The sequence below is a fragment of the Saccharopolyspora soli genome, assembly GCF_022678645.1.
Lineage (GTDB): Bacteria > Actinomycetota > Actinomycetes > Mycobacteriales > Pseudonocardiaceae > Saccharopolyspora > Saccharopolyspora soli.
In genome coordinates this window covers 78,340-98,800 of record NZ_JALBWV010000029.1, presented here as the reverse complement: position 1 = coordinate 98,800, position 20,461 = coordinate 78,340, and the positions used below count along the sequence as shown (strand labels likewise).

General features: G+C 69.6%; 23 protein-coding genes. 4 read left to right on the top strand and 19 right to left on the bottom strand.

Annotation, left to right across the window (positions count from 1 at the left end; genetic code table 11):
• Positions 1-18 precede the first annotated feature (18 nt).
• From MOQ72_RS22480 to MOQ72_RS22445, 8 genes are all read right to left on the bottom strand, one after another.
• A complete protein-coding gene (locus tag MOQ72_RS22480) occupies positions 19-270 on the bottom strand; it encodes a helix-turn-helix domain-containing protein (protein WP_242186898.1) in 252 nt (83 codons plus the stop codon).
• A 155-nt stretch (positions 271-425) separates the two neighbouring features.
• Positions 426-1,985: an acyl--CoA ligase family protein gene (locus MOQ72_RS22475; protein WP_242186888.1), complete on the bottom strand. Its 1,560-nt coding sequence runs from the start codon at positions 1,983-1,985 to the stop codon at positions 426-428.
• Positions 1,986-2,147: 162 nt separating this feature from the next.
• A complete protein-coding gene (locus tag MOQ72_RS22470; RefSeq protein WP_242186879.1) occupies positions 2,148-2,651 on the bottom strand; it encodes an XdhC family protein in 504 nt (167 codons plus the stop codon).
• 60 nt (positions 2,652-2,711) lie between these two features.
• Positions 2,712-3,329, bottom strand: coding sequence for a class I SAM-dependent methyltransferase (locus MOQ72_RS22465; protein WP_308197935.1), 618 nt, complete (start codon positions 3,327-3,329; stop codon positions 2,712-2,714).
• Between the two features lie 93 nt (positions 3,330-3,422).
• Positions 3,423-3,668, bottom strand: coding sequence for a hypothetical protein (locus MOQ72_RS22460; RefSeq protein WP_242186868.1), 246 nt, complete (start codon positions 3,666-3,668; stop codon positions 3,423-3,425).
• 12 nt (positions 3,669-3,680) lie between these two features.
• On the bottom strand, positions 3,681-5,024 hold the full coding sequence (locus MOQ72_RS22455) for a TRAP transporter large permease subunit (RefSeq protein WP_242186866.1): 1,344 nt from the start codon (positions 5,022-5,024) through the stop codon (positions 3,681-3,683).
• A gap of 32 nt (positions 5,025-5,056) precedes the next feature.
• On the bottom strand, positions 5,057-5,899 hold the full coding sequence (locus tag MOQ72_RS22450; protein ID WP_242186863.1) for an HpcH/HpaI aldolase/citrate lyase family protein: 843 nt from the start codon (positions 5,897-5,899) through the stop codon (positions 5,057-5,059).
• Complete coding sequence (locus MOQ72_RS22445; RefSeq protein WP_242186861.1) at positions 5,896-7,083, bottom strand: CaiB/BaiF CoA transferase family protein; 1,188 nt, start codon at positions 7,081-7,083, stop codon at positions 5,896-5,898. The genes MOQ72_RS22450 and MOQ72_RS22445 overlap by 4 nt, the downstream gene beginning before the upstream one ends.
• A 101-nt stretch (positions 7,084-7,184) precedes the next feature.
• On the opposite strand from MOQ72_RS22445, the gene MOQ72_RS22440 reads away from it, so the two are divergent.
• Positions 7,185-7,856 carry a GntR family transcriptional regulator gene (locus tag MOQ72_RS22440; RefSeq protein ID WP_242186851.1) on the top strand — a complete coding sequence of 224 codons (672 nt, stop codon included), beginning with the start codon at positions 7,185-7,187 and terminating at the stop codon, positions 7,854-7,856.
• Positions 7,857-7,970: 114 nt separating this feature from the next.
• On the opposite strand, the gene MOQ72_RS22435 is transcribed toward MOQ72_RS22440, so the two are convergent.
• The 6 genes from MOQ72_RS22435 to pyrR form a co-directional block, all read right to left on the bottom strand.
• Positions 7,971-8,789 carry an ABC transporter permease gene (locus MOQ72_RS22435; RefSeq protein ID WP_242186849.1) on the bottom strand — a complete coding sequence of 273 codons (819 nt, stop codon included), beginning with the start codon at positions 8,787-8,789 and terminating at the stop codon, positions 7,971-7,973.
• Positions 8,786-9,793 (bottom strand): ATP-binding cassette domain-containing protein, encoded by a 1,008-nt coding sequence (locus MOQ72_RS22430; RefSeq protein ID WP_242186847.1) that lies wholly within the window; start codon positions 9,791-9,793, stop codon positions 8,786-8,788. Before MOQ72_RS22430 ends, MOQ72_RS22435 begins: the two co-directional genes overlap by 4 nt.
• Positions 9,794-9,996: 203 nt before the next feature.
• Positions 9,997-10,542 carry a PH-like domain-containing protein gene (locus MOQ72_RS22425; protein ID WP_242186838.1) on the bottom strand — a complete coding sequence of 182 codons (546 nt, stop codon included), beginning with the start codon at positions 10,540-10,542 and terminating at the stop codon, positions 9,997-9,999.
• Complete coding sequence (locus MOQ72_RS22420; protein WP_242186836.1) at positions 10,542-11,840, bottom strand: dihydroorotase; 1,299 nt, start codon at positions 11,838-11,840, stop codon at positions 10,542-10,544. The genes MOQ72_RS22425 and MOQ72_RS22420 overlap by 1 nt, the downstream gene beginning before the upstream one ends.
• Positions 11,837-12,769, bottom strand: a complete 933-nt coding sequence (locus MOQ72_RS22415; protein WP_242186822.1) for an aspartate carbamoyltransferase catalytic subunit — start codon at positions 12,767-12,769, stop codon at positions 11,837-11,839. Before MOQ72_RS22415 ends, MOQ72_RS22420 begins: the two co-directional genes overlap by 4 nt.
• A complete protein-coding gene (pyrR, locus tag MOQ72_RS22410) occupies positions 12,769-13,359 on the bottom strand; it encodes a bifunctional pyr operon transcriptional regulator/uracil phosphoribosyltransferase PyrR (RefSeq protein WP_308197934.1) in 591 nt (196 codons plus the stop codon). Before pyrR ends, MOQ72_RS22415 begins: the two co-directional genes overlap by 1 nt.
• Positions 13,360-13,646: 287 nt before the next feature.
• Between pyrR and bldD the strand changes: the two genes are divergently transcribed.
• On the top strand, positions 13,647-14,135 hold the full coding sequence (gene bldD / locus MOQ72_RS22405) for a transcriptional regulator BldD (RefSeq protein ID WP_010311046.1): 489 nt from the start codon (positions 13,647-13,649) through the stop codon (positions 14,133-14,135).
• Between the two features lie 285 nt (positions 14,136-14,420).
• Here bldD and nusB read toward each other — a convergent pair whose 3' ends face one another.
• From nusB to MOQ72_RS22390, 3 genes are all read right to left on the bottom strand, one after another.
• On the bottom strand, positions 14,421-14,873 hold the full coding sequence (gene nusB, locus MOQ72_RS22400; RefSeq protein ID WP_242186819.1) for a transcription antitermination factor NusB: 453 nt from the start codon (positions 14,871-14,873) through the stop codon (positions 14,421-14,423).
• A gap of 51 nt (positions 14,874-14,924) precedes the next feature.
• Complete coding sequence (gene efp / locus MOQ72_RS22395; RefSeq protein WP_242186810.1) at positions 14,925-15,491, bottom strand: elongation factor P; 567 nt, start codon at positions 15,489-15,491, stop codon at positions 14,925-14,927.
• Between the two features lie 73 nt (positions 15,492-15,564).
• Positions 15,565-16,674: a M24 family metallopeptidase gene (locus MOQ72_RS22390; RefSeq protein ID WP_242186801.1), complete on the bottom strand. Its 1,110-nt coding sequence runs from the start codon at positions 16,672-16,674 to the stop codon at positions 15,565-15,567.
• Between the two features lie 92 nt (positions 16,675-16,766).
• Between MOQ72_RS22390 and MOQ72_RS22385 the strand changes: the two genes are divergently transcribed.
• Entirely contained in the window at positions 16,767-17,324 is a 558-nt protein-coding gene (locus MOQ72_RS22385; protein ID WP_242186791.1) for a methylated-DNA--[protein]-cysteine S-methyltransferase, read from the top strand.
• Here the strand turns inward: MOQ72_RS22385 and MOQ72_RS22380 are convergent.
• Both MOQ72_RS22380 and MOQ72_RS22375 read right to left on the bottom strand, forming a co-directional pair.
• Positions 17,304-17,963 (bottom strand): spermidine synthase, encoded by a 660-nt coding sequence (locus MOQ72_RS22380; RefSeq protein ID WP_242186650.1) that lies wholly within the window; start codon positions 17,961-17,963, stop codon positions 17,304-17,306. The two genes, MOQ72_RS22385 and MOQ72_RS22380, sit on opposite strands and share 21 nt — an antisense overlap.
• Before the next feature lie 109 nt (positions 17,964-18,072).
• The gene (locus MOQ72_RS22375; RefSeq protein WP_372495507.1) at positions 18,073-19,443 is read right to left on the bottom strand and encodes an MFS transporter; all 1,371 of its coding nucleotides are present in this window, start codon (positions 19,441-19,443) and stop codon (positions 18,073-18,075) included.
• Between MOQ72_RS22375 and MOQ72_RS22370 the strand changes: the two genes are divergently transcribed.
• Positions 19,442-20,410 carry a GlxA family transcriptional regulator gene (locus MOQ72_RS22370; RefSeq protein WP_242186647.1) on the top strand — a complete coding sequence of 323 codons (969 nt, stop codon included), beginning with the start codon at positions 19,442-19,444 and terminating at the stop codon, positions 20,408-20,410. The two genes, MOQ72_RS22375 and MOQ72_RS22370, sit on opposite strands and share 2 nt — an antisense overlap.
• Positions 20,411-20,461: the final 51 nt, after the last annotated feature.

Sequence of the window (20,461 nt, the reverse complement as noted above, 5' to 3'; positions counted from 1 at the left end):
GATCAGGGGTACCGGAATTCAGGTAGCCGACGTTTTCCGGTAAGCGCTGGGTGTGGTCCCGACCTCGCGCCGGAAAACCGATCGGAAGTTCGCGGCGGTGCCGAACCCCGTCACGGCCGCGATCTTCTCGACCGACCAGTCCGACTTCTCCAGCAGTCGGCGAGCGCTGAGTACGCGCTGCAGGACAACCCAGCGCATCGGCGGCATTCCCGTTTCGCTCTCGAAGTGCCGGATGAACGTCCGGCGCGGCATGTTGCTGTGCTCAGCCATGCGTTGCACCGTTATCGACTCCCCGATGTTCTCCATCACCCACGCCCGAGTGCGGGAGAGGTCCGAACTGGACGGTGTCAGCACATCGACGTACTGCAGTTGGTCGCCGCTGCGCGCCGGGGCGGCGACAACGCCATTTCCCGCTTCGCGCGGATCTAGTCCAGCAGCGCAGCGCCTTGCTGGGTGGTTCGGGCGCGTTCGCGGAGGACGTTCTTCTGGAGCTTGCCGGTGGAGGTCTTGGGGAGGTCGCCGAAGATGACCCGCTTCGGGGCCTTGAAGTGGGCGATGCGGGCGCGGACGAAGTCGATCAGGTCGGTCTCGGTGGTCGTCGCCGTCCCGCGCAGCGTCGCGTAGGCGATGGGGACCTCGCCCCACTTCGGGTGCGGGGCACCCACCACGGCCGCCTCCAGGACGTCCGGGTGCGCGGTCAGCGCGTTCTCCACCTCGATCGAGGTGATGTTCTCGCCACCGGAGATGATCACGTCCTTGATCCGGTCGCGCAGTTCGACGTAGCCGTCGGGGTGCCGGACTCCGAGGTCGCCGCTGCGGAACCAACCGTCCAGCGAGGCCGCCGCGGTCGCGGCTTCGTCGCGGTAGTAGCCGAGCATCACGTCGTTGCCGCGCAACAGGATCTCGCCGGGTGTCTGCCCGTCGGCGGGCACGTCGCGCCCCTCCAGGTCGACCACGCGCAGCGGTTCGGCGATCACGTTCGCGATGCCTTGCCGGGCGATCAGCCGGGCCCGCTGGTCGATGGGAAGTTCGTCCCACTCCGGCTGCCACTCGCACACCACCGCCGGGCCGAAGGTCTCGGTCAGGCCGTACAGGTGTCGGATGTCGATGCCCAGTTCGGTCATCCGCGCCAACAGCGCGGGCCAGGGTGGAGCGCCACCGGCGAACACCCGCACCTGCTGGGTGACCGGCTTCGCAGCCTCGGGGTGCTCGGCCAGCATCGCCAGCACGGTCGGTGCGGCGCAGAAGTGCGTGACGCCGTCGATGCGGATCGCGCGCCAGATGTCCTCGGCGACGACCTTGCGCAGGCAGTGGTGCACCGCCCCGGCGGCCGTCACCGCCCACGGGAAGCACCAGCCGTTGGTGTGGAACATCGGCAAGGTCCACAGGTAGCGCGACGACGTGTCGAGCTTCGCGTGGTAGGCCATCGCCAACGCCTGCAGGTAGGCGCCGCGGTGGTGGTACATCACGCCTTTCGGACGGCCGGTGGTGCCGCTGGTGTAGTTGATCGACAGCAGGCCGCGCTCGTCGGCCACCTCGACGCGGTGCGGTCGCGCGGCGTCGCGGAGCTGGTCGTACTGGTCCGAACCGAGCACCGGCAGGTCGAGACCGGACATCGCCGCGTCGAGGACCTGCCGGTGCTCGGTGTCCACAATGACCAGTGCCGCGCCGCTGTGCTCCAGGATGTAGCCGATTTCCGGCGCCGCCAAGCGGGTGTTCAACGCGACCAGCACCGCACCGGCCAGCGGCACCCCGTAGTGCGCCTCCAACAGCAGGTGGGTGTTGGGCGATAGGACCGCGACCCGGTCTCCTGGCCGAATTCCGTGCGCGGCAAGCATTCCGGCCAGCCGTTGCGCGCGGTCCCAGAACTCCGCGTAGCTGTAGCGGTGCTCGCCATCGACGACTGCCAGGCGATCGGCGAACACCGCCGCTGCACGCTCCAAAAAGGACACCGGCGACAGTTCCCGAAACGCGATCCCGCTCACCACGCGCCCTCCCGGCTTGCTTTGGACGCCCAGTGCCGGTTGCCCAGCACTGGGCGCGTCCGGAGCATAACCAGAACACCCCGGCCAGCGCGATAGTCGATTCGCACAGCGGCGCAAGCGTTCTCACGCATGCCACCCGCGCCGCTACGCAACGCGACCCGACTAGAAGGCGAAGCCGCCCGGTTTGTCGTTTCGATCAGCCAGCAGACCAGCCAGGGTCGCGATGGCGATCTCCGGCGGCGTCCGGGAGCCGATGTTCAGCCCGATGGGCCGGTGCACCCGCTTGATCTCGGTGTCCGGTACGCCCAGTTCCTGGAGCGCGGCCACGTGCGGACCGACGTGGCGCGGGTTGCCCATGATGCCCACCCAGCGCGCGTCGTGCGCCAGCACGTCCCGCAACACCGTCCCGAGTTCCGGGCGGTGGTGATCGGTCACCACCACGTCCACCTCGGGCCCCAGGTCCGGCACCGCTGACCGCACATCGACGCCGTCGGGCGTCGCCCGCTCGGCGTCCGGCTCGACCAGCACCGGCCGGAAGCCGAGGTCCCGGCCGTAGCGCAGCAGGAAGTCCGCCACTGGCGAGGCGAAAACCGCCACCAGCGTGCGGCCACCGGTGTCCACCGGAACTTCACCGTGCGCCACCGCGCACGCAGCATCCTCGGTCATCCACCCAGTGTGCCAGCTGCGCACGGCCGGGACCACACCCCCAGGGTTCCACAGTGGACTTCAGCGGCGGGTGGCGGTGGCCAGCCAGGCCGGGAGTTCGACCAGCGCACCGTCCTCGACGCTGAACGCCACCGCGTGCTCACCGCGCGCGACGCCCTGGTAGCTGCTCGGCCGCACCCCCTCCAACCGCCAGCCTTCGCCGAAGACCTCCTGGAACACGGTTTCGCGGACAACCGGCCCGAAGGCCGGTTCGGTCTCGGCGAGCGCCAGGATGTGCACTCTGGCCCCGGCCCGGCACACCCCGTGCAGACCGCGCACGTAGGCCAGCTGGCTCTCCAGGTCGAAGACGTGGAACAACGCGCTGTCCACGACGGTGTCGAAGCGCGGCTCGCCGCCGAGGTGCAGCGCATCGGCGACCTCGAAACGGGCGTCTACCTGCTGCTGGGCGGCGTTGGCCCGAGCTCGCCCGATCGCCCACGCGGAGAAATCGACCCCCTGCACGTCGTAGCCCAGCTTGGTCAGCAGGATCGTGTGCTCCCCGGCGCCGCAGCCGGGGTCGAGCACCGCACCGCTGATGCCACCGGCCCGTTCGAGCTCGACGATGGCCGGTTGCGGCGCGCCGATCACCCACGGCGCGGTGTTCGACTCGTAGGCGGAGTCGAACACCGTTCGGTCCACTGAACTCTCCATGCTAGTGCCCCTTCGATGCGACGTGATCGCGGTCGAGCCCAGCTTGAACCTTCCACTTAACTAGAGGTCAACCCCACTGCGTCAGTCCTCCCCGGTCTGCTGCCACTTGAAGAGGTAGGACATGGCGAAGCCGAGCAGGCCGGTGACCCCTGCGGCGATGGTCATCGCCTTGCCCAGGCCGTCGACGACTCCGGAGACCAGCGCGGCGTTGCCGGTGAGCACACCGATCGCCTGGGCACCGACGACGATGATGCCGAGCAGCAAGAGGATGGCCAGTCCGCATTTGAACAGCGGCATGGTGATCCGGCGGGCGAGATCGGCAGGCATGGGAATTCCTTCCTAGACGAACAGCGGTAACGCACCTGTCGCGATCAGCACGCCGATGACCAGCGTCGGGATCACGAACCAGAGGATCAGGCGGACGAACGTGCGGGCCGGGTCGACCCCGGCGATCCCGCTGGCGATGTAGATCGGTGCCGCACCGGGCGGCGACGCGCCCTCGGTCGAGGCGAAGATCAGGATCACCGTCGCCGCCACGGCCGGTGCGACACCTGCGCTGGTCAGGGCGCTGAAGGCGACACCGCCGATGGCGGCGATGGTGGCGGTGGCGGTCAGCGGCGCGGCGATGATCACGATCAGCACGCCGACCAGCGAGACGATCACCCAGAGCGGGGCGTGGATGTTGTTCATGATCGCGGTGAGCTGGTCGACCAGTCCGAGCTCGCCGAGGCTGGCCGCGGCGGCGAAGGCGAACAACAGCGTCGCGCCGATGACCGCGTACCGGGGCGCCATGTCGCCGAGCACTTCGCTCCAGCCGCGTGCCGTGCGCGGTAGCCGCTTCCAGCCGACCAGCAGCGTCCCGATGATGGTCAACACCGGGATCCACACCACGATGCTGATGTCGTCGGCGGCGTCGCCGAGCCGGGATTCCAGGAACCGCACGCCGATGTCCAGCGTCATCAGCACCGGGATCGCGATGCCGAGGTAGACCAGCAGCGAAGCCGCTCCCTGCCGCAGCGCGACGCGGAACGGGGCGATGTCGGCCGCGTCCATGGCGTCCACCCGGAACCGGCGGACCCAGATGAACACCACCACGAAGCGGTGCAGCACCGTCCACAACCCGCCGACGAACGCGGCGACGATGAACTGGTCGGCGGTGAGCACCGGCGCCACCGCCGCCGAGCCCAGCAGCAGGAACATCGACGAGCTCGGCGGGATCGAGATGCCCAGCCCAGCGTTCCCGGCCACCAGCGACGCGGCCAGCTCCGGCCGCCAGTTGGACCGGACCATCCACGGGATGGTGACCGAGCCGACCGAGGCGGCGACTCCGGAGCCCGACCCGGCCGGGCCGCCGAGCAACGCCGCGGTGGCCGTGGACACGTAGGCCGAGCCGCCGCGCAGTCGGCCGAACACCGAGTTGAGCAGCGTGACCTGCCGGTCGATCAGGCCGAGCCGGGTCATCAGGTAGCCCATGAAGACGAAGGCCAGCGCGGCGAAGACCACCTCTTCGGAAAGCGCGTCGTCGAGCCCGGCCCAGGCCAGTTCGAGCGCGTTGGAACCGCCGAAGAGGCAGACCACCACGAACCCGATGAGCATCGCCTCGCCGATGTTGCGCTTGAGCACCGCGTTCCAACCGACGATCACGCCGATATAGCAGATCAGCGCCCATATTGCTACGCCCACAACGAGATCTCCTTTGATCGTGGAGCGTTCGATTACCGGGGGTGTTGCGAGATCTCCTCGGCCAGCGCGAGAACGCGGCGGGCTTTGGCGACGATGGGGGCGTCGACGAACCGGCCGTCGGGCAGGACGAGCGCGCCGACGCCGTCGACTTCGGCCCGTGCCGCGGCTTCCACCACGTCCCGAGCACGGGAGATTTCCGCCTCAGTGGGCCGGAACGCCTTGCGGATCAACGGGATCTGGCTCGGATGGATCGCGGTTCGGCCGAACAGGCCGAGGCTTCGGCCGCGTCGGCAGGAATCGAGCAGCCCCGCTTCGTCCCGGACGTTGGCGTACACCGACATCGGCACCGGTCCCAGCCCGGCCGCCGCCGCTGCGACGACGACTTGCAGGCGCAGCTGGTCCAGGGCGGCTTCGTCGATGGACAGTTCCGCGAGGAGGTCCTGCTCCCCCAACGCGATCCCGGCGGTGCGCGGATGCGCCGCGATGGCATGCGCGTTCGCCAGGCCCCGCGCGGATTCCAGCAGTGGGAACGCGGGCATCGCTCGGTCGCCGAAGACCTCGTCGAGGACATCCAGGTCGGTCGGCGACTCGACCTTGGGCAGCCGCACCCCGGCCAACCCCGCAACGTCGGCGAAGGCCGCCAGGTCCGCCCGGCCGCGCTGGGTCGCCAGGTCGTTGATCCGAACGTGCACCTCCGGACCGCCCCTGGTCCCGGCCAGGTGCGCCACGGCGTTGTCCCGCGCCTGGTCCTTCCGGCTCACATCAACGGCGTCTTCGAGATCGATGATCACCACATCGGCACCGCTGGCCGCAGCTCTCTCGAAGCGGTCCGGGCGGTCGCCGGGCACGTAGAGCCAGGTGATCGGCGTCGTCATGCCACGACCCCCGTCCGGCGCAGTTCTTCGATCTGCTCGGCGGCATAACCGGATTCGGCGAGCACCTCGTCGGTGTGCTTGCCCAGCGGCGGGCCGGGCCAGCGGACCTCACCCGGTGTGCCGGACAGCCGGAAGAGCACGTTCTGCAAAGTCACGCTGCCGAGCTCTTCATCGGGCAGGTCGACGAACGTGCCCAGCGCGGCGTACTGCGGGTCCTTCGCGATGTCGGCGACGTCGTAGATCGGCGCGATCGCGGCCTGCGCCTCGGTGAAGGCCGCGATCACCTCGTCGGCGTCGCGCTCGGCGATCCAGGAGGCGACCGCCGCGTCCAGCTCCTCGACGTGCGCGACCCGTCCGGCCCCGGTGCTGAACCAGGGTTGCTCGGCGATCTCGGGCCGTCCCACCAACGTCATGACGCGTTCGGCGATCGACTGGGTGCTGGTGGAGATCGCCAGCCAGCGGCCGTCGCGGGTCCGGTAGGTGTTGCGCGGCGCGTTGCTGTTCGAGCGGTTGCCGGTGCGCTTCGGGACCACGCCGAGCGCCCGGTACGCGGTCATCTGCGGGCCGAGCAGGCCCAGGATCGGCTCGATGATGGCCATGTCGATGACCTGGCCGTGCCCGCTGCCTTCCCTGGCCCGAACCGCGACCATGATCGCGTACGCCATGGCCAGCCCGGCGATGCCGTCGGCCAGCGCCAGCGGCGGCAGCACCGGCGGGCCGTCCGGTTCGCCGGTGCTGGCGGCGAAGCCGCTCATCGCCTCGGCCAGGGTGCCGAAGCCGGGCTGGGCGGCCATCGGACCGAACTGCCCGAAGCCGGTCATCCGGGCCACGATCAGCCGCGGGTTGATTTCCAGCAGGTCGGCGGGCGCCAGGTGCCAGCGTTCGAGCGTGCCCGGCCGGAAGTTCTCGATCAGCACGTCGGAGGTTTCCGCCAGCCGCCGCAGGACCGCTTGCCCATCGGATTGGGACAGGTCGACCGCGGCGGTGCGCTTGTTGCGCGAGAGGGTCTTCCACCACAACCCAACGCCGTCCTTCAGCACGCCGTGGCCGCGCGCGGGATCGCCTCGTCGCGGATGCTCGATCTTGATCACGTCGGCGCCGAAGTCGCCCAGCAGCATCGCCGCGGACGGTCCGGCGAACAGCGTGGCGGCGTCGATCACCCGAAGCCCGGCAAGACTCGTCATGGCGCGATAACTTATAAGATGTATGTAGTAAGTCAAGCCCTGCTTCGGGCAACCAGGCGGTACGGGATACTCGACGCAGATCGACTAGCCGAAGGATGGGCATGCCGGAGCCGACGGCCAACCGTCCGCCGATGAGCAAGGCGGACTACGTCTACCACGTGCTGCTGCGCGAGATCCGCAGTGCGCAGATCCCCGGTGGCACCCAGCTGAAGGCCGCTCCCTTGGCTGAGCGCCTGGGCGTGTCGATCACCCCGGTACGGGAAGCCCTGCGGCGCCTGGAGAACGATCGCCTGGTCAGCTACCAGAGCCACTACGGCGCGACCGTGATCGATCTCAGCGACGAAGCGCTGTTCGAGTACTACAACGTCCGCGCGGTGGTCGAAGGTCTCGGCGCCCGGCTGGCCGCCGACCGGATCACCGGAGAACAGCTCGCCCAGCTGCGCATCCGCCACGACGCGATGGTCCGCGCCGCCGTCGAGGGCGACCGGGACGGACTCGGCGAGCAGAGCCAGGAACTGCACCTGGCGATCGCCGACATCGGCGGCCCGGCCTTCCTCGGCCAACACGCCCGCGCGGTGCGCAACAGCTACCCGGTGCCGACCGAGGCGTCGCTCTGGCTCGACCCGGAGCACACGCGACGCCACCTCGAAGCACACGCCGAACTGCTCGACGCGCTCGAAGCAGGAGACGGCGCGAAGGCCGAGCGGATCATGATCGACCACATCAGAGCCGCGGGCACCTACCGCGTCGGCCAACGCACCGCGGATCACTAAGGCTGTCCTCGCGAGGACCTCGGGAGGCGGGGTGTCCTAGATGATTGCTTCCAAGGACACCTCACCTGTGCCCGGCAGGCCCGTCGCGCCGTCACCTGGCCCCGATCGGCTGTGTCAGGCCGACGTTCGGTAGGTGCGGAATGCGCGTGTGGACAGCAGGCCCATCACGAGGGCTGCCGCTGTGAGCAGCCCCAGGTGTGCCCAGACCGTGCTCCAGTCGGTGTGGGCGAGCATCGCCCCCCGGGCCGCAACGACCGCCCATTTCATGGGGTTGTAGTCGGCGACGTGATCGACCCAGCCAGGGGCGAGGCCGAGGTCCATCACGGCCGAGCTTAGGAACATGAGCGGCAACGTGGTGAACTGGGAGATCGCGATGAGCGTCGCTTGCTGGCGGGTCAGCAGGGCGACGGCGTCGGACAGCGCCGAGAAGATCAGGGTCAGCAGCACTGCGGCGAGGAGTGTGACGCCGACGCTAGCGACGCCCCCGGGGAACCGGGCACCAGCGACCAGGGCAATGGCCACGATGATCAGACTCTGGATGAGCGTCTGGATCGCCTGGTAGGCCATGGTCGCGATCACCATGGCGCCCCGACTGGCAGGCGACGTGAGCATCCGGTCCATCACGCCGCGGTCGATGTCCTGGAGGTAAGTCGTTCCTGCCCACGCGCTCGCGAACAGCGCGGTCATCATCACCACGCCCGGCGTGAGGAATTGCAGGAAGCCGCCGTCGCCGTGCGCGAACCCGGGCAAGTTCACAACCGAGTGGAAGAGCTGCCCGAACAGCAGCAGCCAGATCACCGGCTGCACGAGGCCGATGACGAGGAAGGTAGGCATCCGCCGCAGAGTGCGCAGCAGCCGACCGGTCAGGAGCGCGGAGTGCATGATCACGGTCAGCGGGCGCGAACTGGCGAGGCGCGCGGGTGCGGTGGTCACTTCGTCGCCTCCAGGGTCTTCAGGGCCGTGTCGGCGTCGAGAGTGCGGCCGGTGTGCCGGAGGTAGACGTCGTCGAGCGAGGGCCGGGCGAGCGTCGCGGAGCTCACAGCGATGCCCGCTTCCTCGAGCGCAGCAAGCACGGGTCGCAACGCCCGAGCACCATCGTCGGTACGGCCGCGGACAGCGCTCCCGGCCATGGTGATGTCACGCAACTCGGGCACCGTCTGCAGCACCGGGAGCGCTTTGTCGTCGGCCTGGGCGAGCTCAACGTGCACCCCGTCGCCACGCAGGCCGCTTTTGAGCTCATCCGGGGTGCCCGCAGCGACCACGGTGCCGTGATCGACGATCGCGAGACGGTCGGCGAGGTGGTCGGCCTCCTCCAGGTAGTGCGTCGTCAGGAGCACCGCCATCTGCTCCTCCCCGGCCATCCGGGCGACCTCGGCCCACATCTCGCTCCGGGCGTGGGGGTCGAGCCCCGTCGTCGGCTCGTCGAGGAAGAGCACCTGGGGGCGGTGCATCAGGCCGAGAGCGACGTCGAGCTTGCGCGCCATGCCGCCGGAGTACGTCTGCACCAGCCGGTTCGCGGCGTCGGCCAGGCCGAACCTGTCGAGAAGCTCACGGGCCCGCGCCACGGCATCCCGGCGGGACATCCCGTGGAGGCGCCCGGCGAGCAGCAGGTTCTCGGTCGCGGTGCCCATCGGGTCCGTGCTGGGCTTCTGGGACACGAACCCGATCGCCCGGCGCACCCGCTCGGGCTGCGTCACCACATCGATTCCAGCCACGCGTGCCGATCCCGAGTCGGCGGCTGAGAGCGCCGAGAGGATCTTCACCGTGGTCGACTTGCCGGCCCCATTCGGGCCAAGCAGCCCGAAGACGCTCCCCCTCGCCGCGGAGAAGCTCAGTCCCCGCAATGCCGTGACCGGCCGCTTGTTCCGGCCCGCCGGATAAGTCTTGACCAGATCGACGGCTTCCACAGCCGGATCTGCTGCCTGGGCAGCACCCATCGTCACACCCCTTGTCAGGATCTGGTGTGACTTCCACCTTCCCGGTGTCACCGGACACGAGGAGGCTGGATGGCGAGGGCTGGACCCTACGGTGAGAAGTCGTCAGGGACGCTAACACACGAGCGCAAGCGACCAGTTCCGATGCCGACCATGGCGGCCGCATCCTGAACACCTATGACCGCCGCCCCCTCGGAAGCAAGCATCTAGCGTGAGTGCGAAAACCGGCTCCAGCCGGTTTTCGCACTCACGACTTCGTCGGCGGGCGCCAGTGCGCGGACGGCTTCGACCCAGTCGGTTTGCGCTGCCTTGTCGTCGCCGCGGAACCCGGTGTCCAGCAGTTGATCGCCCAGCCGCCAGGTCACCACGACCAGTCCGGCACCGGGCACCACCTTGTTGGCCAGCTTGTGGTCCAACCGGCAGTCCACGATGGACTCCGCCGGGATCCACAGCGCACTGGCTCCGGTCCGGCGCAGCAGCAGCCCCGAAGCGTGCAGGTGCGCGGTGCCGTTGGCGCGGTGGCCGATGTCCCCGACGGCGATGCGGTCCTGCCAGTCGGTCGCCTTGGTGGTGCCGACGTACATGCCGGACGCTGCGGGCAGCAACTGCTCACCCGGCTCGGCAGGCGGCACCGGGAAGTCCGGCAGTTCGGCGGCCTGTCGACGGGCCCGGTGCACCCAGCCGCGCCGCATCCCGAAGAACACCAGCGCGAGCAGCGCGACGAGACCGAGCACCCACAGCAAGCGTTCCATCAGCGCCTCACCTTGCCTTCGTGCGCGGTGAGCCGTCCGCGCAGCAACGTCGCGACCACCCGGCCGGGCAACCGCATGCCTTCGAACGGCGAGTTCTCGCCGAGGCTGGCCAGTTCCGCGCCGCGCACCGTCCACTCGGCGTCCGGTTCGACCAGCACCAAGTTCGCCGGTTCGCCCGCGGCGACCGGTCGGCCCTGGTCGGTCAGCCCGGCGATCTCGGCGGGCCGCTCGCTCATCACCCGCGCCACGCCCCGCCAGTCCAGCAGGCCGGGACGCACCATCGTCTGCACCACGATGCCGAGCGCGGTCTGCAGGCCGAGCATGCCGGGGCTCGCGGCGGACCACTCGCAGTCCTTGTCCTGCGCGGCGTGCGGTGCGTGGTCGGTGGCCACGCAGTCCACGGTGCCGTCGGCGAGCGCCTGCCGCAGCGCCAGCACATCGGCGTCGGTGCGCAGCGGCGGGTTGACCTTGTTGACCGGGTCGTAGCTGTTCAGCCGGTCGTCGGTGAGCAGCAGGTGGTGCGGCGTGACCTCGGCCGACACCCGGCACGCGGACTTGCGGGACTTCCACCAGCGCAGGATCTCGGCGGTGCCCTCGGTGGAGACGTGGCAGATGTGCAGCGTGCCGCCGGTGTGCCCGGCGAGCAGGCAGTCGCGGGCGACGATCGCTTCCTCGGCCGGTGCGGGCCAGCCCGCCAGGCCCAGCCGCGCGGCGTTCGCACCCTCGTGCGCCTGCGCGCCGACGGTCAGCCGCGGCTCCTCGGCGTGCTGCGCGATCAGGCCGCCGAACGACTTCGTGTACTCCAGCGCGCGCCGCATGATCAGCGGGTCGTGCACGCAATGGCCGTCGTCGGAGAACACCCGGACCTCGGCGGCGCTGCGGCGCATGGTGCCCAACTCGGCCAGTTTCTCGCCCGCCAGCCCCACGGTCACCGCGCCGACCGGATGCACGTCGACCAGTCCGACCTCGCGGCCCCGGCGCCACACGTGCTCGACGACCACTGCGTTGTCGGCGACCGGGTCGGTGTTGGCCATCGCGAAAACCGCGGTGTAGCCACCGAGCGCGGCGGCCATCGAACCCGTCTCGACGGTTTCGGCGTCCTCCCGGCCCGGTTCCCGCAGGTGGGTGTGCAGGTCCACGAAGCCCGGCAGCGCCACGGCACCACCGGAGTGCACGATCTCGTCAGCGTCCACATCGAGATCCGGGCCGATCTCGGCGATGACCTCGCCGACGATCAGCACGTCCACCGGCTCATCCGCACCGTACGGGCGGACCTCCTTCAGCAGCACCCGGCTCATGCTGCGATCTCCTCTCCGGCCAGCAGGTGGTAGAGCACCGCCATCCGCACGTGCACGCCGTTGCTGACCTGCTGGGTGATGGCGGCGCGTGGCGAATCGGCCACCGCTGGCGCGATCTCCATGCCGCGCAGCATCGGACCGGGGTGCAGGACCACCGCGTGCTCGGGCAACCTGCCCAGCCGCGCCTCGTTGAGCCCGTAGGCGATCGAGTACTCGCGCGCCGACGGGAAGAACCCGCCGTGCATCCGCTCGGCCTGGACCCGCAGCATCATCACCGCGTCCAGCTTCGGCAGCTCCGGGTCCAGGTCGTGGCAGACCTCCGCGCCCCAGTGCGACGCCCCGACGGGCACCAACGTCGGCGGCGCGACCAGCACCACCTCGGCGCCGAGGGTGCGCAGCAGGTGCACGTTCGAGCGCGCCACCCGGCTGTGCAGCAGGTCGCCGACGATCGCGATGCGGCGCCCGGCCAAGTCACCCAGCCGCTCGCGCAACGTCGCGGCGTCCAGCAGCGCCTGGGTGGGGTGCTCGTGCATGCCGTCGCCCGCGTTGATGACCTGCGTGCCGACCTCGTCCAGCCAACCGGCCAGCCGGTGCGCCGCGCCGGAGGCCGGGTGCCGGATGATCACGCAGTCCGCTCCGGCGGCGGCCAGCGTCAGCGCGGTGTCGCGCAGCGACTCGCCCTTTCCGACCGAAGAACTGCTGGCCGAGACGTTGATCACGTCGGCGCTCATCCACTTCCCGGCGACCTCGAAGGACACCCGGGTGCGGGTGGAGTTCTCGTAGAACAAGGTCACCACTGTCCGGCCGCGCAGCGTCGGCAGCTTCTTGACCTCGCGCCCGAGCAGCGTCTGCTTCAGGGTGTCGGCGGTGTCGAGCAGGCTCGTCGCGGTGGCCGCGTCCAACCCCTCGGTGGACAACAAGTGGCGCATCACTCGCCTCCCTCTCGCCGCAGCAGCACCACGCCATCGGTCTCGTCGGTCTCTTCGAGCTGGACGGCGACGTCTTCGGAGCGCGAAGTCGGGATGTTCTTGCCGACGTAGTCGGCGCGGATCGGCAGCTCGCGGTGCCCCCGATCGACCAGCACCGCCAGCTGCACCGCCCGCGGTCGGCCCTGGTCGCGCAGGGCGTCGAGGGCGGCGCGCACGGTGCGGCCGGAGAACAGCACGTCGTCGACGAGCACGACCAGCGCGTTGTCGATGCCCCGCGTCGGCAGGTTGGTGGGCTCCAGCGGACGGTTCGGGCGCTGCCGCAGGTCGTCGCGGTAGAGCGTGATGTCCAGGGTGCCGGTGGGCACCGTCACCCCGCTGAACTCGCTGATCTTCGCGGCCAGCCGCCGGGCCAGCGAAGTCCCCCTGGTGGGGATGCCCAGCAGCACTACGTCGCTGTTCGCCGTGTCCAGCGCGGTCTTCTCGATGATCTGGTGGGCAATCCGGGCAATCGTGCGCGCAACGTCACCGGCCGAGAGCAGCTCACGCTGCTCGACCGGTTCCGCCGCGTCCGCCGGTCGGCGTGACGCCACGGTGGACCTCCTTCCCCGCCTCACTGGACGGGTCCTTAAAGGATGGTGTGTGACCTGCCCCGCAATCCTGGGCTCAGAAGCCACTGCGGACTGCCGGGCTGCCTTGTACGCTATCAGCGCCGACAGGTCAATCGTCCGGGTGGTGTGGTGGCGTTCGCCGCATTGCCGAGAAAGACCAACTTGACCTGGTGACGCTTGCGAGCGAACATTACTCTCCGTATCGATCTGAGCTTTGCTCCCCGGTCGCCGTTATCGGCTGACGGGGCGAACGAACGGAGAAACGCCACATGGGCGACTACGCCAAGGCGCTGGGCAGCAAGCTCCGCGCTATCCGCCAGCAGCAGGGTCTGTCGCTGCACGGCGTCGAGCAGAAGTCTGGCGGGCGGTGGAAGGCCGTGGTCGTCGGGTCCTATGAGCGAGGCGACCGTGCGGTGACCGTGCAGAAGCTGGCCGAACTGGCCGACTTCTACGGAGTTCCGGTCGCGGAACTGCTTCCGGAGGGCCGGGTGCCATCCGGCGCCGAGCCCGCCACCAAAGTTGTGATCAACCTGGAACGGCTGCAGCAGCTGCCCGCTGAGAAGGTGGGCCCGCTGGCCCGCTACGCGGCCACCATCCAGAGCCAGCGCGGTGACTACAACGGCAAGGTGCTGTCCATCCGCACCGAGGACCTGCGATCCCTGGCCATCATCTACGACATGACGCCGGGCGAGCTCACCGAGCAGCTCATCGACTGGGGCGTGCTTCCGCCGGAGGCCCGCCCAGCCCGGGAGGAGTGACAACACACCCGGCCCCGCTCGAACAGGTGAGGGCCGGGTGACGTGAACGGGGCACCCGACGACCAGAAGTCGCAACAGGTGCCCCTTCGTCTTATTCGCGTGAGGGGCACCCTTCACCAACTAAGTTGGTGAAGGGTGCCCCTCACGCGTAGCTCGTCTGGTTCGGCGCGTGATCGGAGCGGCCTGCGGCCTCGTCTCGGAAGGGACCGCGCCGGGCTCAACCGCGCGCGAGAGCGCGGTGCGTGGGCAGCAGGTGCAAAGCAGGTGCCGGGTCGGCGGGCGAAGTTATTCGGAGACTTGGTCTGCGGGTTGCTCCGGGCGCACCGACTTGCGGAGGCGGTGCGCGATGCCCGCGATGCGCCCCAGGACTCCGTTGACGAAGCGCGGTGAGTCGTCCGTGGACAGCGCCTTGACCAGCTCCACCGCCTCGTCGATGGCCACCGCTGGCGGCACGTCGTCGCTCCACAGCAACTCGTACAGGCCCAACCGCAGCACCGCGCGGTCCACGGCGGGCATCCGACCGAGCGTCCAACCCTCGGCGTGCTGGGTGAGCAGTTCGTCGATCCGCTCGCGGTTCGCGTTGACGCCCTCCACCAGGGTGATCGTGTACTCGCTGACCGGCGGCACGTCCGGCGAACCGACCCGATCGGCCAGCAGGGTCACCGGGTCGATGTCGCGTTGATCGGCTTCGTAGAGGAAGTCCACGGCGCGCTTGCGCGCCTTGCTCCGAGAACCCACCTCACACCCTCTTTCCGGCCGGAGCGACTCCCGCGGCGGACGGGCAGGCGATCATTTGGCGCTGACGCGGCTGAGGTACCGGCCGTCGCGCGGGTCGACCTTCACCTTGTCACCGGTGTTGAGGAACAGCGGCACCTGGATCTCGGCACCGGTCTCCAGGGTGGCGGGCTTGGTGCCGCCGGTCGAGCGATCGCCCTGCAGACCCGGATCGGTGTGCGAGATCTCCAGCTCGACGGAGGCGGGCAGCTCCACGTACAGCGGGTCGTTGTCGTGCCGTGCCACGACCACCGAGCTGTTCTCCAACATGTAGTTCGCCGCCTCGCCGACGACATCGGCCGAGATGCCGACCTGGTCGTAGGTGTCGGTGTCCATGAACACGTAGTCGGCGCCGTCGTTGTAGAGGTAGGTCATCTCGCGGCGGTCGACGTTCGCGGTGTCCACCTTCACCCCGGCGTTGAAGGTCTTGTCCACCACCTTGCCGGAGAGCACGTTCTTCAAAGTGGTGCGCACGAAGGCGCCGCCCTTGCCGGGCTTGACGTGCTGGAAGTTCACGACGCTCCACAACTGGCCGTCGATGTTGAGCACCAGTCCGTTCTTCAGGTCGTTCGTGGTTGCCACGGTGGGGGTCTCTCCTGCGGTGATGGCTTGGGCGTGTTTCGTCGGAACGCGAACCGGATTCCAGCGGTGTGCGTCAGACTTCGACGAGCTCCTTCGTCGTCAAGGTGAGGAGCTCCGGTGTGCTGGGACGCACGACCAGCGTGTCCTCGATGCGGACCCCGCCCTGCCCTGGTAGGTAGACGCCAGGCTCGACGGTGACCGCCATCCCGGCGCTGATTCTACCGTCCCCCCGCTGCGACAACATCGGTGCCTCGTGGATCTCCAGGCCCACACCGTGCCCCAAGCCGTGCAGGAACTGCTCCCCGTAGCCCGCGTCCGCGATCACGCTGCGGGCCGCGGTGTCCACGGCCTTGACGTCGGCGTCGACCTGCACCGCGCCGCGTCCAGCGGTCTGCGCCGCACGCACCAGCTCGTAGATCTCGCGTTGCCAGTCCGCAGCGTTGCCGAGCACCACGGTGCGGGTCATGTCCGAGTGGTAGCCGTCGACCAGCGCGCCGAAGTCCATCTTCACCAGGTCTCCGGACGCCAGGACCCGGTCGGTGGGCCGGTGGTGCGGCACCGCGGAGTTCGACCCGGCGGCGATGATCGTCGCGAACGACGGACCGGCCGCACCGTGGTCGAGCATCCGGGTCTCCAGTTCGCGAGCCACCTCCAGTTCGGTGCGGCCGGGGCGCAACCCGCCGTGCTCGATGAGGTCGGCCAGCGCCCGGTCGGCGGCGGCGCAGGCCATCCGCAGCGCTTCGATCTCGGTTTCGTCCTTGATCAGCCGCAACTTCTCGACGATGCCCGGCGCGCGCACCAAATCGGCCTTGCCCGCGGCGTCGGCCAGCGCATCGCAGCGGTCGACGGTGACGTGCTGGCTCTCGAACCCGACGCGGCGGTGTTCGGTGGCCTCGGCGCCGATCCGCTTGGCCAGCTCCAGGTCGCTCGCCCGGTCGATGACGCGCGCCAGATCCGGCACCTGCGCTTCGGCCTGGGTCAGGTAGCGACCGTCGGTGCAGAACACCGTCCGCTGCTCCGCGCCCGGCTCGTCGGCGGCGTGCACCACCAGCGCGGCGTTGGATCCGGTGAAGCCGGTCAAGTAGCGGATGTTGAGCAGATCGGTCACCAAGATCGCGTCCAGCTCGTTCTCGCGCAGGCGAGCGCGGACGGCGTGACGCCGGTGGGCGTAGGTTGCGGACATGTTTCGGAGCCTAACCCGCGATACAGCGAACCGGCCTGGTCGCGCGAACGTTTGCGGGAAGCCGCCATGATCTTGCGCATCGCCTGTTGTCGGTGCTCAGCGGTACTCTGCCGGACATGTCGCTGTCGTGGAGCGCGGTCGCCAGCCCGGTCGGGGAGCTGACGGTGGTCGCCGCCGAATCGGGGGTGCGCCAGGTGGCCTTCGCCGGACCGGATGCGGTGCTCGGCGAGTTCGACGGGGCCGAGCTGAGCCGGGACACCGGCATCGCGGTCGATGCCGCACGGCAGCTCGACGAGTACTTCGCGCGGCGGCGCCGCGAGTTCGACGTGCCGATCGAGTGGTCGCCCCTGGAGGGGCTGCGGTTGCACGTGCTGCGCACGTTGTACGAGCTGGTGCCGTTCGGCGAGACGGTGAGCTACAAGCGGTTGGCGGAGTTGTCCGGGCGGCCGGAGGCATCGCGGGCGGTCGGCACCATCATGGGCAGCAACCCGGTGCCGTTGCTCGTGCCGTGCCACCGGGTGCTGGCCAGCGGTGGCGGGCTTGGCGGGTTCGGCCCCGGACTGGAGGCCAAGCGGCGCCTGCTGGTGCTGGAAGGCGTCCTGGAGCCCAGCCTGCTCGAACTCGACCTGCTACCGGCCGGACAGGAATAGGTGGTAGGTCGTTCTCGCACGGCCCAGCTCCACCGGGATCGCGATTTCTTCGCAGTTGCCGAAAACCGCGTGCATCGCGGCGCGCAACTCCGGCGCGGTGTCGGCCGACCAGATCGCGACCGTGCCGTTCGGGGCGAGCACTTTTGCGCACCGGCTCAGGAAATCGCTCCGGTAGATCGCGGAATTCGCTTCGTAGACGAGGAAATCCGGGCCGTTGTCCACATCGAGCAGCAGGACGTCGAAGCTTTCCGGCGGCTGCGCGCCGATCACCTCGGTGATGTCACCGACGCTGAACACGACCCGGTGGTCCTGGATCGCGGTGGCGGTTTTCGGGATCAGCCCGCTGCGGTGCCAGTCGAGCAGGTCGGGCTCGATCTCGACGACGTGCGCTTCGCGCACCCGCGGGTCGGCCAGCACTTCGCGCAAGGTGAAACCCAGGCCCAGACCACCGATCAGCACCCGAACCCCGTCGGTCCGGACGGCCGCGCGCAGCGTGGCGCTGGCGAGCAGCCGTTCGGTCTCGGTGTGCACGGTGTCCATGACGAACACGCCGTTGACCCGGAGCTCCAAGGCCCCGTCCCGGCGCAGCAGCACGACCTCACCGCGTTCGGTGCGGGCACTCGCGACACGATCCGACACCCCCCGAACGTACCGCGCCCCGGAACCAGGCCCGACCTGCATCGGGCCGCTCGGGCCCGCAGTTGCCACTGCTACCCCGACCTCCGGGAAATTCCCGCCCCGACGTCGATCACCGTGACGCTGACCCCGCGGTGACCTCGCCCGGCGTCGCGGGTGTGGCGGCGACCCGCCGGATCGAGACCGAGAAGGCCGTCGCCAGCAAGCACAGCAGGCCCGCGCCGTACCAGGCGGCGGCGTAGTCGCCGAACTGGTCGCGCACCACGCCCGCGATGCTGGCGATGGCCGCCGCCCCGACCTGGTGCGAGGCGAACACCCAGCCGAACACCACCGATGCGCGGGGGCCGAAGTGCTCCCGGCACAGCGCCATCGTCGGCGGCACGGTGGCCACCCAGTCCAATCCGTAGAAGACCACGAACAGCACCATGTTCGCCTCCACCGACGGCGCGAACAGCTGCGGCAGCACGAACAGCGACAGACCGCGCAATGTGTAGTAGACGGCGAGCAGGATGCGCGGGTTGATCTTGTCGGTCAGCCAGCCCGACAGCACGGTCCCGGCCACGTCGAAGACGCCGATCACGGCCAACAGCCCGGCGGCCATCGTCGTGGGCATGCCGTGATCGTGCGCGGCGGGCACGAAGTGGGTGTTCACCAAACCGTTCGTGCTCGCGCCGCAGATGGCGAAACCGCCTGCCAGCAGCCAGAAAGCCGGTACGCGGGCCGCGTCGCGCAAGGTGCGCAGCGCGACGACGGCGGGGTTGCCGCGCTCCAGCGCCTGCTCGGGTTCGGCGTCTGCCGCGCCGTAGGCGGCGACGCCGAGGTCGCGCGGCTGATCGCGAAGCACCAGCCGCACGAGCACGCCGACCAGCAGCGCCGCACCGGCGATGGTCAGCGAGGCGACGCGCCAGCCGAAGTCCTCGACGAGCACGGCCGCCAGCGGTAGGAAGATGAGTTGCCCGGTCGCGCTGCCCGCGGTCAGCACCCCGCTGACCAGTCCCCGCCGGGCCACGAACCACCGATCGACCACAGTGGACACGAAGGCCAACGCCATCGATCCGGTGCCCAATCCGACCAGCAGCCCCCAGCAGACCACCAACTGCCAGCTGGCCGTCATGAACACGGTCAGCCCGCTTCCCGCCGCCACGAGCAGCAGCGCGGTGACGGTCACCCGGCGGATGCCGAAGCGCACCATCAGCGCCGCCGCGAACGGTGCGGTCAGACCGAAGAGCAGCAGGTTCAACGACACAGCGGCGGAGATGACGCTGTGCGGCCAGCCGAATTCGTCGTGCAGCGGATTCATGAACACGCCCGGCACCGACCGGAAGGCCGCAGCGCCAACCAGGGCGATGAAAGCGACGGCCGCCATCCACCAAGCCGGGTGGACTCGCCGCGCGGACACAGTGCTGATCACGTTAGCAGCCTCGCCGACGCCGAAGCTCCGGACCAGTGGCCGGAGGGACAAGATGTGAGAGGATCCGGCCATGCACCAGCCACACCGGATCGCGGTCCTGGGGATCCCTGACGTCGTCGGCTTCGACCTCGCGATCCCGTCGCAGATCTTCGCCGGTGCCCTGGGCCCGGACGGCGAAGCGCTCTACGACGTCCAGGTCTGCAGCCTCGACGGCAGCCCGATCCGCACCACCAAGGGTTTTTCGATCCTGCCCGAGCCCGACCCGGACTTCCTCACCGCGCCGGACACGCTGATCATCCCCGGCACCTACGCCGAAGGCCCGCGCACCGACGGCAGCCTGGACCCGAAACTGGCCGCCTACCTGGCCGAACTGCCCCGCACCACCCGGATCATGTCGATCTGCACCGGCGCCTTCGTGCTCGCGGCGGCGGGCCTGCTCGACGACCGCCCGGCGACCACCCACTGGGCGCACGTGCGCCGCTTCCAGCGGCTGTACCCGCAGGTCGAACTGCACCCGGACGTGCTGTTCGTGGACGACGGCGACGTGCTGACCTCGGCTGGCGTGGCCGCCGGGATCGACCTGTGCCTGCACGTGATCCGCCGGGACCACGGCAGCGAGGTCGCCAACCGCGCCGCCCGTTCCAGCGTCGTGCCGCCGTGGCGCGACGGCGGCCAGTCCCAGTACATCGAACGGCCGCTGCCGGAACCCACCGGTGTCGGCACCGCGCCAACTCGCGCGTGGCTGCTCGAACGGCTCACCGATGTCCGCACGCTCGACGAGGTGGCCGCGCACGCCGGGATGAGCGTGCGGACCTTCACCCGCAAGTTCCGGGAAGAGACCGGCACCAGCCCGCTCGACTGGCTGCTGCAGCAACGCATCGAGCGCGCCCGCCACCTGCTGGAGTCCACCGACCTGCCGATCGAGGCGGTGGCCGAGCAGTCCGGCCTGAGCACGGCGGCATCGCTGCGCAAGCACCTGCGGCAGCGCCTGGGCACCAGCCCAGCCGCCTACCGCCGCACCTTCCGCAGCGGTGCGTAGCGGTTCGGGTCACATCGACAACCCGCGCATGGGTCGCGCGTCTCTTGATCA